Raw genomic sequence first — 13,332 nt, 5'->3', positions numbered from 1 at the left:
TTTGAGTCTGCGAACAAAGACGACATCCATTGTGGCTCTGATGGTGGCCGTGACCATGGCCTGTGGCGGGGTGATGATATGGAATACCTACCGGGTGGATCGCCTCATCGAAGGCATGGTGAGCGACTCGGTGGCGGCGTACCAGGCGGCCGAGGCCCTGGAAACGGCCCTGGTGAACCAAAAGGGGTTCATGTCCTATTATGTCATGGACAGAAATCCCGAATGGCTCCAGCGCCTGGGGGAGTACCGGCAGCTGTTTCGCATGCGGCTGGAGCGGGCCCAGGGTTTTGCCGGAACGGCCGAGGAACGGGATACCCTTGCGTCCATCGGAGATGCGTATGACCTCTATGTGGCGGCCAAGGACGAGGCCCTGGGCCTTTACATCAAGGGTGATGAAATCGCCGGGGGAGAGGCCCATGCCGGGGTGAGGGATCAGTTCTTCAAGATCCTTAATCACTGCGAGGCGTATAAAAAGGCCCATGAGGAAGAGCTTTTTGCCGCGCGCCAGGCAGTGCACGCCCGGGCCGAGCAGCTGCGCTGGGTCACGGTGGCGGCCCTTGTGTTTGTCACCGGCTTAGGGGGCGTCCTGACCCTGATGCTGGGACGTCAGGTCCTGGCTCCCCTGCGTCGCCTGGCCCGGGAAGAGGCGGGTGAACTGGCCCTCATGGAGCCCAATGAGGTCAAGGCCGTGACCCACCGCATCGAGAACCTTATCCGCAGCGCCGGAGAAGCCCACACCGAACTGGCCCGGAGCCGGGAGAACCTGCTCATGGCCGAGAAGATGGTGCTGGTGGGGAAACTGGCCGCGGGCATGGCCCACAGCATCCGCAACCCCATGACCTCGGTGAAGATGCGCCTCTTCTCCCTCAACCGCTCCCTGCCCCTCACCCGGGAGCAGGAGGAGGATTTTCAGGTGATCACACGGGAGATCGGCCAGGTGGACACCATCGTCCAGAACTTCCTGGAGTTTTCCCGCCCCCCGCGCCTGGCCATGCAGCTGGAAAGCCCCTCCACCGTGGTGGACCGGGTCCTCCAGCTCCTCTCCCATCGCCTCCGCTCCTACGAGGTCACCGTGGAGGTGAAGCGCGAAAAGCCCCTGCCCGACGTGACCTGTGACCCCGAGCAGCTCAAGGAAGCCTTTGTCAACTTCATGGAAAATGCCTGCAAAGCCATGGGCGGCGGAGGCCGCATCGTGATCACCGAGCGCGTGGTCTCCGAGACCGACGGCGCGGGTCTTGCGGAGATCTCCTTTGCCGATACCGGGTGCGGCATCCCCGAAGAGGAACTTGAGCAGGTGTTTCAACCGTTTTTCACCACCCGGGAGGACGGCACCGGCCTGGGCCTGCCCATCTCCCAACGCATCATCGAAAACCACGGCGGCTGGATCGACGTGGACTCCGTCCAGGGCAAAGGCACCACCTTTGTGGTCTACCTGCCCATGGACAGCGAAGAAAGGGGATAAGGGGAACGTGCATGGAAAAACGCCTCCGGCGTCAAGGGGCTAAAGCCCCTTGACCCCAGGGTCGCGAATGCTCCCGGCCTTCGTTCCTCAGGCCGATCACATTCGCTGATGGGCTTTGCCCGTGGAGAATGAAACTTGATTTCATGGTGAAGATCAACGTGTGAGATCTTTAAAAAATATGTGTAAATCTTTTTTATAGGTTGTTTCCCGGCAGGGGGCTGGGGGTATTCGGGTGAAAGCCAATTCAATACGAAAAGCTTCGAGTTTGTTTTTTAGAAATATGAGACGGGTCTCTCTTGCAGGGGCGATCGCATTATGTCATCCGTCGTGCGAATGCCCCTAAAACGGCAGCATAGCGGCGGCATTCATGCATTCGCCATAGGGTTTCAAGGTACCCCCACCTTGCCGCCGGAGGCTTTTCCTTAAAATAAGGAGCGATATGGTTACCATTCTTATTGTGGACGACGATGATTCGTTGCGGGCGTCCTTTGAAAAGCTGCTTGCGGCCGAGGGGTACCGGGTGCACAGCGCGGCCAACGGCCTTGAGGGCATTGAACTTGCCAAGCGCTTGAAGCCGGACCTTGCCATCATCGACATGAAGATGCCGGGCATGGGCGGGCTGGAGTTGTTTGAGCGTCTCAAGGAGGTGGCGAGCCTGATGCCGGTCATTGTGATGACTGCTTACGGCACCACGGAGACGGCCATCAAGGCCACCAAGATGGGAGCCTTTGATTACGTGCTCAAGCCCTTTGATATTCCTGCCTTGCTGCGTCTCATTGGTCAGGCGGCCGAGGCGGGGCGCTTCATGAAGTCCACCGTGACCTTGGGGGGCACCGGGGCAGGCGCCGTGCCCGGAGGGGATGAAGAGAGCATTGTGGGGATCAGTCCGGCCATGCAGGAAGTGTACAAGTCCATCGGCCGGGTGGCGGCAAGCGACGCCACCGTGCTGATCCGGGGCGAGTCCGGCACCGGCAAGGAGCTGGCGGCCCGGGCCATCTACCAGCACAGCAACCGGAGCGGGCGGCCCTTTGTGGTGATCAACTGTGTGGCCATACCCGAGACCCTTCTGGAGAGTGAACTTTTTGGCTACGAGCGGGGGGCCTTTACCGGAGCCACCCACCGGAAGATCGGCAAGATCGAGCAGGCCAACGGCGGGACCCTTTTTTTAGACGAGATCGGGGACATGCCCCTGGAGCTCCAGACCAAGATCCTGCGCCTGCTCCAGGAACGGAGCATCGAGCGCATCGGGGGCCGGGAGACCATTCCTGTGGACGTGCGGATCATCGCCGCCACCAACCGGGACCTGGAAGGGGCCATCAAGGAGGGGCGGTTTCGAGAAGACATCTACTACCGCCTCAAAGTGGTGACCCTTGCGTTGCCCCCTTTACGGGAGCGCAAAGGGGACATTGCCCTTCTCACCGACTACTTTCTCCGGCGCCACGCCCTGGAACTGGGCATGGCCAACCCCGGCATCAGCCAGGAAGGGCTGAAGCTCCTGGGAAGCTATGAGTGGCCCGGCAACGTGAGGGAGCTCTCCAACGTGATCCAGAAGCTGCTTATTTTTCACCGGGGCGGGGCCATTACCCAGGAGAGCATAGCACGAAGCCTCGGTCAGGATGTTGTTTCCGAGGATTCCTGGAAGGACCCGGAGGAGATCATCCGCCGCTGGGTCAGGGGGCGACTGGAACGACGGGAAGACGACCTGTTCGAACGCCTCCTGGACGAATGCTCCCGGGTGATCCTTTCCGAAGCCCTGGCCGCCACCGAGGGCAACCGCTCCCAGGCCGCACGGCTCCTGGGAATCTCACGGCCCACTCTCCATGCTCGCATGGACAAGTACGGCATTACCGTGGGCGCTCGCATCAATGCCGGAGACACAGAGGACCCGGCAAAGCAGTAAACATGGAAAAGCATGCCTCCGGCGGCCCTGCCGGGGGCCAAACTTTTGAAAAGTTTGATAAACAGGTTTTCAGTAAGTCTTTCCAGGCTTCGCCGAACCAATTTTGGTAGTTTGCCATTTTCGGGAAAGTTTTTTGCGGAGCTTTTTTTCAAAAAAGCGACCCGCCGGAGGCAAGCTGAATAGTTACAATTTTTTTTGAAAGGCGGATGTGATTTGACCCGAGGAACGAGGGGCAAAGCGCATCCGCAACCAGCTTTCAAGGTGGCTCACCTTGCCGCCGGAGGCGTTTTTCTCCAGATAAGGAGGCGATGATGACAGGCAGGGCATACGATCGGAAGATCGCGCGGTTTATTCTCGGCAACATGACGATCGTCCCTTTGGTGCCGTTTTTGGTGTTGCTGGTGGTGGGGGCCATCCTCTTTTCAGGGGCCATGGAAAAAAGCATCATGGCTCGGATCTCCCAGACGGCCCGGGATCACGGCATGATGGTGGACACCTTTTTAAAAGAGCGGCGTGCCGACCTGGCGCTCCTGGCCTCCATCTCTTCCTTTGAGGCGTTGTCCACCCCCGAGAATCTGGAGACGGCCTTCGGGAATCTCCAGGCCAGCTCAGGGGCTTTCATGGACCTGGGGGTGTTTGACGAGGCCGGGGTTCACGTGGCCTACACCGGGCCTTACCGTCTGGAGGGCATCGACTATCAGGAGGAGTTCTGGTTTCGAAAGACCATGGCCACCGGCTCCTGGATCAGCGATGTATTCACCGGGTTCCGCAAGACCCCCCATGTGGTGGTGGCGGTGCGGGCTCAAGGGGCAGGGCGTCCCTGGGTGCTGAGGGCCACCATCGATACCGACGTGTTCCAGGCCGTCACCGGTGAGGTGCGCATCGGCCAGACCGGAGAGGCCTTTCTCCTGAACGACGAGGGCGTGTACCAGAGCATTCGCCCCTCCAGGGGCAAGCTCATGGAAAAGGACCCGGACAGCGACGCCTATGTCATGGGAGACGGCTGGGCCGGTGCCCGTGTCATTGCCTGCCGGGACGGGGTCAAGCGTGTCTTTGCCTCGGTGCGGCTTACGGAAAAGCCCTGGCGGCTGGTGGTGGTGCAGGACACCCGCGAGGCCTTTGAGAACCGCATGCGTATCTACCTGGTGATCTTTGCCGTGATGGTGGCTGGCAGCGGGGCGCTTCTGGGTGTGGGCTACGGGCTGACCACCCGCATCGTCTCCCGGATCCGGCGAAGCGACGACGCGGCCGTGCACCTGGAAGAGCAGCTCTACCGCGCAGCCCGCCTGGCCGAGCTGGGGGAGATGGCCGCAGGGTTTGCCCATGAGATCAACAACCCCTTGCAGGTGATGCAAAGCGAGCTGGCCTACATGGCCGAGACCGTCCGCGACGTGGAGGAGGGTACCGAGGAGGTGGGCATGATCCGGGAGTCCCTGGACCAGATGCGCCTTCAGATCGGCCGCTGTTCGGACATCACCCGGTCGGTCCTCAACTTCGGTCGCAAGAGCACCACCCGGGACCAGGCCGTGGTCATGGGGGACTTCCTTGCCGACGTGGCCAAGATGGTCCGCTCCAGAGCCGAGGTGAGCGGGGTGCAGTTCCTCACGGAGGTGCCGGAAAACGGCAGCCGGGTCTGGGGAGATCCCTCGCGGCTCCAGCAGGTTTTTCTCAACCTCATCAACAACGCCCTGGATGCCGTGGAAGCCCGCCACGGCAGCTGCGGGGGCAAGGTCAGCGTGGCGGTGCGTGAGGAGGCAGACACCGTGTGCGTGGACGTGTCGGACAACGGCAGCGGCATGGACGAAGAGACCCGGTCCAAGATTTTTTCCCCCTTCTTCACCACTAAACCCCCGGGTTCCGGTACGGGCCTGGGGCTCTCGGTCTGCTTCGGCATCATCGAGGGCATGGGCGGTCGCATTCATGTCTCCAGCACCGTGGGTGAGGGCTCTGTGTTCACCATCTCCCTGCCTCGCCACCTCGAACAATGACGTAAAAGCGTGCCTCCGGCGGCGAGGTGAGCCACCTCGAAAGCTTATTGCCATTGCGATTTGCCCTCTGCTCACATCAATCGGGTTTCATCCATTAAACATTTCAGGCCCCGGTACATGACCTCTTACATGAGGACGTGGCCGGGGTTTTTTTATGCCCGGTTTTTACATTGCCCGACACCTTGTAAACCGGGCTGACAATACAACGGGATAATCTTGAGGGGTGTTTTGTGAATCGTCTTTTAAAACAGTTTGTTGGCGCACCTGTCTGACTTGGCATGTCCCGTGCATTTCCTCGTGAGAGTCAATCTTTAAGGCATTCGTTTGGGAATGAAGAACCTTAGATTAATTGAGGAGGAGTGAATGGATACTCTTTATGTGTTGCTCGTGGACGACGAGCCCCGTTACCTCGAAACCACCTCACGGTTTCTGGCCCGCAAGGGGTGCACCGTGCTGACAGCCGGCTCCGGGATGGAGGCCCTGTCCGTGCTGTCCAGAGACCCGGTCCACGTGGTGGTTCTGGATGTGAAGATGCCCGGGATGGACGGCCATGAAACCTTTCGTGCCATACGAAAGAGCCATCCCCTGGTGGAGGTGATCCTGCTGACGGGCCACGGCACCGTGGATTCGGCGGTGGAAGGGTTGAAGGCCGGGGCCTTTGATTACCTGGTGAAACCGGCGGACATCGACCTGCTCTGGGGCAAGGTCAGCGAGGCCTGGGATTCGTACCGACGGCATGCGGAGAAGATTCGGTTGGCCATGCTTGAACGAAGCATGCAGAGCCCGAGGGATATCATGAAGCAGCAGGGGTCGGATATCGACGCCTAGGAAGGGGGAATACTCATGGGAGAACGCGACAAGCAAAAGGTGACCGGGTATGACAAGTACGTGGATTGGAAGATTTTCTCCATTCCCGTTGTCCTTTTTTTTCTGATCCTGCTCATGCCCACGCCCGGCGGCATGAAGGATGTGGGGGCCGAATACAAGGTGGGCCCCAAGGCGGTGATCGCCTACCTGAGCCAGGAGCTCTTTGGGGCCGAAAGCACGGAGCTGTCCCAGTGGCAGCTTCTCACGGCCCAGATGATGGAGCGCAACATGCGCATGGGCGCCCTGACCAAGGCCCGTTTTTTGAAACGAAACGAAAAATGGTGCAAAAAATACAAGATCCCTGCGGCCGGGGCCAACTTCAAGCGCGCCCACGCCTTTATCAGGGACGAGGTGGACGACGCCAGGTTCCTTGCCCTCATGGAGGGCGCCCTGAAGCAGAGGCGCGATGTTCTGGATTACGGCGAGCTGGCCGGCAAGGATAAGGCCGCCGCCGACAAGGGGAGCTGGCATATCAAGGTGGCCATCGCCATGGTTGTCTTTGTGGTGATCTGTTTTCTTACGGAGTGCATTCCCCTGCCCGGGGTGGCCTTCTGCATCGGTCTGATTCTGGTGTTCACCGGGGTGGTGACCCGAAAGCAGGTGGCCATGCTCTACTGGTCGGATGCCTGCTGGTTCATCATGGGTTCCCTTATGTTTGCCGCGGCCTTTGTAAAGACCGGGGTGGACAAACGGGTCTGCCTGATGATGTTTGAAAAGCTCGCCGTGCCCAACGTCCGGTGGATCACCCTCATCTTTTTCCTCATCATCACGCCCCTGGCCGCCTTTATCTCCGACCATGCCCTGGCTGCCATGTTCCTTCCCATCGGCATGCTTCTTTATCAGAACAGCCTCACCAGCGAGGTGCCGGAAGACCCGGAGCTGGCCAAGATGCTGATGATCGGCATTGCCATGGCCTGCAACATCGGCGGGCCGGGCGCCCCATCCGGCGGAGCCAGGAACGTTATCATGATGACCTACCTTACGGACATGTTCGGGTTTGACATCGGGTATTTCCAGTGGATCACCTACTGCTTCCCCTTCCTTTTTGTGATGATTCCCATCACCTGGCTCATCGTGAACTGGCGCTTCAAGCCGCAGGTCACCAGCCTGGCTCCGGCCATGGATCACCTGCGTGTGGAGATTCATAAAATGGGGCCCTGGAACCGCAAGCAGATCATCGCCCTGGTGGTGTTCCTGGTGATGGTCTTCGGCTGGTTCACGGAAAAAGAGTTCTACAACCTGGGGATCTACCCCATTCGCTTAGGCATCGGGGTCATTGCCGTGGCTGGTGCCGTGGCTTACCTGCTCACCGGGGTGGTGAACTGGCGTGATTACCATGAAAAGGTGGACTGGGGCGTGGTCTGGCTCTACGCTGGTGCCATCATCTTCGGCAGGACCCTGGACACCACGGGTGCCGCGTACTGGCTGGCCCGCACCGTCATCGATTTTCTGGCGCCCTTCGGCATGGACTCCGGCCTTCCCCTCATGGCGGTCTCCAACGGGCTCACCGCCGTGCTCACCAACCTCATGGCAGATGGACCGGCCGCTGCGGCCGTAGGTCCCATTACCCTGAACATGGCGGGTCTGGTGCATCCCGGGACCACCTTTCTGCCCTTCATGGCCATGAGTACAGCCATTGCATCCAGCTTTGCCTACTGCCTGATCATCGGCACACCTCCCAACGCCATCGTGTACGCCTCCGGTTACCTGGAGCCCAAGGACTACCTCCGGGTGGGGCTTCCCCTGTGGTTTGTGGCCAACGCGATCCTTCTGCTCCTCACCGGAGCGTACTGGGTCCTGCGCGGGTTCAACGCCCTGCCGGGGTTTTAATCACCCATGAATCGTAAGGAGAAAGGACCGGTGAAAGAACAAGACACCATGAAACCTTCGATGAGATGGAAACGCGGAAAGCTCTTTTTTACTGCTGAGGCAGAGCGCCGTGTGTGCTTTGTGCTGACCCTGGTCATGCTGGTGTACGGCGCCGTGACCTGGGCCCTGGGAGGGTAGCCATGGATGCTGACCTGAAACGGGGCCCGACCCCCACCGTGGAGAAGATCGGGGTTACAGCCGTGCTGCTGTCGCCCTCTCGGGTCTATGGCGCCCTGGCGGCCCGGGGAACCCTTCACCGGCTGCTGTGGGGCTTGTCCGCAGCGGTGGTGCTCCACGGTCTGCTTACAGGCATGCTGGTGCCGGGCGGTGGCCGGGTGGTCCTGGCCACGGTGTCTGCGGCCAACGCCCTGGGCATGGCCCTGCTCTCCTCCCTTCTGGGCTGGATGGCCCTGAAGGTGGTGGGGGCTCGCCGGTCCGGCCTGGCCGTTGTGGCGCCCTGTGTGGCCTACGGCTTTGGGGTGACCCTGCTTGTCTCATGGATTCCCGGGGCTTTCTGGTTCACAGAACCCTGGAAATGGGGTGTCATCGGGATCGGTTTCCGGGAACTCGGAGGGATGAGCGGCCGACGCGCCTTTGCTGCGGTGGGGCTCATTCTTGTGGCCTTGGTGGCTCTGTTCAAGGTGATTTTCATGCTGCAGGGCGTGTGAAGCATCGGTGCACAGCACTTGATTGACGTGAAAGGAGAAGACAACGATGAGTACAAAGATACGTGTGATGATAGTGGATGATGAGGAACGCTTTCGCGTGGCCACGCAAAAGGTCCTGGAACGCCGGGGCTTTGAGGTGATTTCTGCGGAATCGGGGGAGGCGGCCCTGGAGCGCCTCGACAAGGCGCCGGACGTGGTGGTGCTGGATATCCGCATGGCCGGCATGGACGGGCTCACGGCCCTGGGGCTGATCAAGGCCCGCAAGCCCAAGGTCCCGGTGATCATGCTCACCGGCCACGGCACCGGGGAATCCGCCGAGGAGGCCCTGGCCGCAGGGGCCTATGATTTTCTGGCAAAACCCTGCGACATTGATCTTTTGTCTACCAAGATCTACGAAGCCGGGCGAGGGCACGGAATGGACTTCGATGAGGAAAAGACCGTCGGGGAGGTGATGATTCCCCTGGCAGAGTATGAAACGGCCCGGCCCAATCAGACCGTGGAGTACGCGGTCCGGGCCTTGCGGGCCTCCTTTTCGCCCCGGACCCTGTCCGGCTCCCTCATTGAGTCGGGCCAGCGGTCCCTGCTGGTGCTCGCCGACGGTGAGGTCAAGGGGGTGATCTCCGTAAGGGGACTCATGGAATCCCTGCTGCCCGCTTATATTCATGCCGACCTTCCCAGCACGGCCTCCACCATCCGGTACTCTCCCATGTTCTGGAAGGGGCTCTTTACCTCCGAGGCGAAAAAGCTCATGGCGCGCAAGGTCTCGGATGTGATGACCGAAGCACCGCCGGAAGTGGATATCGAGGCCAACCTCATGGAGGCTGCCTACATGATGACGTCCCTGCGGCAACGCAGGCTGGCTGTCATGGCCTGGGGCCAGTGCCAGGGGATTATCCGGGAGGAGGAGCTCTTCTTTGAGATCGAGAGGGTTGCCTCGGAAGGGTGAGTATTGCCTTCTTCAAGGTGGCACACCTTGCCGCCGGAGGCTGTTTTCTGGAGCTGAATAGTTACCACAAAACCAAAAAAAAAGGACCTGATCGAAATCGATCAGGTCCTTTGTATTTTTTGCTTTTGTGTTTTGGTCGGGGCGAGAAGATTCGAACTTCCGACCCCTTGACCCCCAGTCAAGTGCGCTACCAGGCTGCGCTACGCCCCGCCAAAAACAGGAGGGTTATACCCCCATGCCCCAAGGGATGTCAAGCACTCTTTGACAAAAAATCGACCCGACCCCATAATGGCCCCAAACGCGAGGGTGGCTGTGGAATGTTGCCATGGAAGGTGTGCGTAAAATCAATGTGTTGGGGAAAGGCGGCCGGATGATATTTCCATTTGGACAAGATGCGCAGATCGGGGTGGTGGCCCCGTCCGGGGTTGTGGACCCCGTAAAACTGGAAAAGGGGATGGCAGTCCTTAGGGCGGCCGGATGGGACGTGGCCGTGGACACGGCCGTGGGGGATGCCATGGGCTACCTTGCCGGGAGTGAGGCCGTGCGAAGGGACTCTCTGCTTCGTATGGCCCAGGCGCGCCCCGACCTTCTGGTGGCGGCCCGCGGAGGGTACGGCGCCATGCGGCTTCTGGCTGAATTGACAGACGAGGAGCTGCTGGAGCTCCCGCCTCTCATGGGCTTCAGCGATACCACGGCGTTTCTGGTAAGGCTTGTGGGGCTGGGGCGGCGGGTGGTCCACGGCCCCACGGTTCAGGGGCTGGCCATGGCCTGCCCGGAGACCCTGGACGCATTGGAGGGGCTCTTCCGCTCCGGTGTCCGTCCCGATCCTTTGGGCGATGCCTGGGGCTCTCTGGTGGCCGGAGACGCAGAAGGGGTGCTCACCGGGGGCAACCTGGCCACCCTGGCCCATCTTTGCGGCACCCCGTTTCAACCCGATTTTTCCGGGTGCGTCCTTGCCCTTGAAGATGTTCATGAAGCCCCGTACCGCCTGGATCGTGCCTTGACCCAGATGCGTCTCTCAGGCGCTTTTGACGGGGTTCAGGGGGTGTTGGTGGGAGACTTTTTGCATTGCGGAGAAAAAGGGGCGCCTGAGGCGGTCCTCCGGGAGGTGTTTGCCCCCTTGGGGATTCCGGTGGTGACCGGGGGGCGCTTTGGACACGGCCCCACAAACTTTCCCCTGGTCTTCGGGGAGCAGGTGGTTCTCTCGTCTGAAGCGGGGTTTCGTTATGTGTGAGGCCCTGTCGCAAAAGATGGCGGACGGGGTGGCCTCCGGGGTTTTTCCCGGGGGGCAGCTTCTGGTCATGGTGGGCGGAGAGGTGGTGGGGGAATCGTGTGCCGGAACCCTCTGGACCGGAGGGCCCGAGGTGACCCCTGACACGTTGTTTGACCTGGCGTCCCTCACCAAGCCCCTGGCTGGGGCCACCCTTACCATGGTGCTGGTGGCCGAAGGGATTCTGGAGATTGAGGCTCCGGTGAGCCGTTACCTGCCCTGGTTCACAGGGGGCGGCAGGGAGGCGGTGACCCTTCGACACCTACTGGACCACTCCTCGGGTCTGCCGGCCTGGATGCCCCTTTACGAAACCCTGGTGACCATGCCCGTGGCCGAAAGGGGCAAGGGGCTTCGGGCGCTTCTTCAAGGGTGCTCCCTTGAGGCTCCGGCCGGGGAGAGGGTGTGTTACAGCGATATCGGGTTCATGGTGCTCAAGGCGGTGGTGGAGGCCGTGACGGGCACGGATGTGCGGCACCTCTTCGAGGCGACGGTGCGTGGTCCTCTGGAGCTTCGCGATGTGATGTACGCCCCGGACCTGCCCGAGGGCAGGGCGGTGGCTGCCACCGAAGCCTGTCCCTGGCGGCACAAAACCCTCTGCGGAGAAGTCCACGACGACAACGCCTGGGCCATGGGGGGCGTTGCTCTTCATGCCGGGCTTTTCGGCACGGCCCGGGACGTGGGGCGTCTTGTGTGGCACCTGGCATCCCACCACAGGGACGGGGTGGCGGGCTCGCCCTTCAGCCGGGATGTGGTGACCGCTTTTTTCCGGGAATCCCAAGGGCGTGGACGGGGGCTGGGCTTTGACATGCCGTCGGCCCAGGGGTCGGCAAGCGGGCGCTATTTTTCCACGGGGAGCGTGGGGCACCTGGGCTTTACCGGGACCTCGTTTTGGGTCGACCCGAACCGGGGCGTGGTGGTTGTGCTGCTCACCAATCGCGTGCACCCATCCCGGGAAAACACGGCGATTCGCGTGTTTCGTCCGGAGGTTCATGATATCGTTATGGAAACGGTTTGTCGCGGCGTCTTCGCAACGGGGGCGCCGCACTGCTCCGGTCCCGCTTTTTAAGTTGTCAAGAAGCATGATTTCTGATAGCGGTGAAGGTTGATTATTGCGTTTTTTTGTCCTGCTGGCCCCGGGACACGCCCCACGGGAGAAGACAGCTTCGGTGAAGCCCTCTTTCGGACGGGGATGTGTGCAATCGATTCATGTAACGACGACTTCAGGAAACACGCCCCGACCGTCGCGGAGACGATGTCGACGGCACAGGGATTCCTGTTGTCAAAGGCCATTACTTACTATCGGAAACAAAGGCTGACTATGAACCTTCTTGACTCGCTGCTGGGAGTTTTTTCCAGTGACCTGGCCATTGACCTGGGAACGGCCAACACCCTTGTCTATGTGAAAGGCAAGGGCATTGTGCTCAGCGAACCGTCCGTGGTGGCTGTTCGCACCGACAACAGATCCAAGAACAAGGTATTGGCCGTGGGCCTCGAGGCCAAGAACATGCTCGGTCGAACGCCGGGAAACATTGTGGCCATCCGCCCCATGCGCGACGGGGTGATCGCCGACTTTGAAGTGACCGAAGCGATGCTCAGCCACTTTATCAAGAAGGTGCACAACAACCGCCAGAAATTTGTCCGCCCCCGCATCATCATCGCCGTTCCCTCCGGTATTACCCAGGTGGAGAAACGCGCGGTCAAAGAGTCTGCCGAGTCGGCAGGGGCACGTGAGGTCTTTCTCCTGGAGGAGCCCATGGCGGCTGCCATCGGCGCGGGCCTTCCCATTACCGAGCCCACCTGTAACATGGTGGTGGATATCGGCGGGGGCACAACGGAGGTGGCGGTGATCTCCTTGGCCGGTATTGTCTATTCCCGCTCCCTGCGGGTGGCCGGCGATCGCATCGACGAAGCGATCATGCAGTACATCAAGCGACGCTACAACCTTCTCATCGGCGAGCGTACCGCCGAGGTGATCAAGACCACCATCGGCAACGCCTACCCCGACACCGAGCACATCGAAACCATCGAAGTGAAGGGCCGTGACCTGGTCTCCGGGATTCCCAAGATCCTGGCCATCGACTCCGAAGAGATTCGCCAGGCCATCAGTGAACAGATCGACGCCATCGTGGAGTGCGTGAAGATCGCCCTTGAGCAGACTCCTCCCGAACTGGCCGCAGACATTGTGGACCGGGGCATTGTGCTCACCGGCGGCGGTGGCCTCTTGAAGAACCTCGACAAGCTTCTCAAGGAGAACACCGGCCTTCCCATTACCGTGGCAGAGGATCCCCTCTCCACCGTGGCCAAGGGGGCGGGCATGTCCCTGGACAGCATCGAAATTTTACGGCAGGTGGTCATCAGGTAG

General features: G+C 60.7%; 10 protein-coding genes and 1 tRNA gene. 10 read left to right on the top strand and 1 reads right to left on the bottom strand.

What is annotated here, in order from left to right; genetic code table 11:
- Position 1 precedes the first annotated feature (1 nt).
- The 7 genes from ACOYW0_RS09680 to ACOYW0_RS09650 all read left to right on the top strand — a co-directional run bounded on the left by ACOYW0_RS09680 (position 2) and on the right by ACOYW0_RS09650 (position 9,700).
- Complete coding sequence (locus ACOYW0_RS09680) at positions 2-1,462, top strand: ATP-binding protein (RefSeq protein ID WP_482418289.1); 1,461 nt, start codon at positions 2-4, stop codon at positions 1,460-1,462.
- A gap of 439 nt (positions 1,463-1,901) precedes the next feature.
- Entirely contained in the window at positions 1,902-3,362 is a 1,461-nt protein-coding gene (locus ACOYW0_RS09675) for a sigma-54-dependent transcriptional regulator (RefSeq protein ID WP_482418288.1), read from the top strand.
- Positions 3,363-3,670: 308 nt separating this feature from the next.
- Positions 3,671-5,350, top strand: a complete 1,680-nt coding sequence (locus tag ACOYW0_RS09670) for a sensor histidine kinase (RefSeq protein ID WP_482418287.1) — start codon at positions 3,671-3,673, stop codon at positions 5,348-5,350.
- Between the two features lie 363 nt (positions 5,351-5,713).
- A complete protein-coding gene (locus ACOYW0_RS09665) occupies positions 5,714-6,178 on the top strand; it encodes a sigma-54-dependent transcriptional regulator (protein ID WP_482418286.1) in 465 nt (154 codons plus the stop codon).
- Between the two features lie 15 nt (positions 6,179-6,193).
- Complete coding sequence (locus ACOYW0_RS09660) at positions 6,194-8,047, top strand: SLC13 family permease (protein WP_482418285.1); 1,854 nt, start codon at positions 6,194-6,196, stop codon at positions 8,045-8,047.
- Positions 8,048-8,226: 179 nt separating this feature from the next.
- Positions 8,227-8,754 (top strand): hypothetical protein, encoded by a 528-nt coding sequence (locus tag ACOYW0_RS09655; protein ID WP_482418284.1) that lies wholly within the window; start codon positions 8,227-8,229, stop codon positions 8,752-8,754.
- Between the two features lie 46 nt (positions 8,755-8,800).
- The gene (locus ACOYW0_RS09650; RefSeq protein ID WP_482418283.1) at positions 8,801-9,700 is read left to right on the top strand and encodes a CBS domain-containing protein; all 900 of its coding nucleotides are present in this window, start codon (positions 8,801-8,803) and stop codon (positions 9,698-9,700) included.
- 133 nt (positions 9,701-9,833) lie between these two features.
- Here the strand turns inward: ACOYW0_RS09650 and ACOYW0_RS09645 are convergent.
- Positions 9,834-9,910: transfer RNA gene (locus ACOYW0_RS09645), tRNA-Pro, on the bottom strand.
- Between the two features lie 160 nt (positions 9,911-10,070).
- Here ACOYW0_RS09645 and ACOYW0_RS09640 point away from each other — a divergent pair.
- From ACOYW0_RS09640 to ACOYW0_RS09630, 3 genes are all read left to right on the top strand, one after another.
- A complete protein-coding gene (locus ACOYW0_RS09640; protein ID WP_482418282.1) occupies positions 10,071-10,934 on the top strand; it encodes a S66 peptidase family protein in 864 nt (287 codons plus the stop codon).
- Positions 10,927-12,036 (top strand): serine hydrolase domain-containing protein, encoded by a 1,110-nt coding sequence (locus ACOYW0_RS09635; RefSeq protein WP_482418281.1) that lies wholly within the window; start codon positions 10,927-10,929, stop codon positions 12,034-12,036. The genes ACOYW0_RS09640 and ACOYW0_RS09635 overlap by 8 nt, the downstream gene beginning before the upstream one ends.
- A 252-nt stretch (positions 12,037-12,288) precedes the next feature.
- Positions 12,289-13,332 (top strand): rod shape-determining protein, encoded by a 1,044-nt coding sequence (locus tag ACOYW0_RS09630; RefSeq protein WP_180137616.1) that lies wholly within the window; start codon positions 12,289-12,291, stop codon positions 13,330-13,332.

The organism is Desulfoluna sp. HI9BLuna (assembly GCF_056829775.1).
Note: the sequence above shows the minus strand (reverse complement) of the source record. Positions and strands in the feature narration are given on the sequence as shown.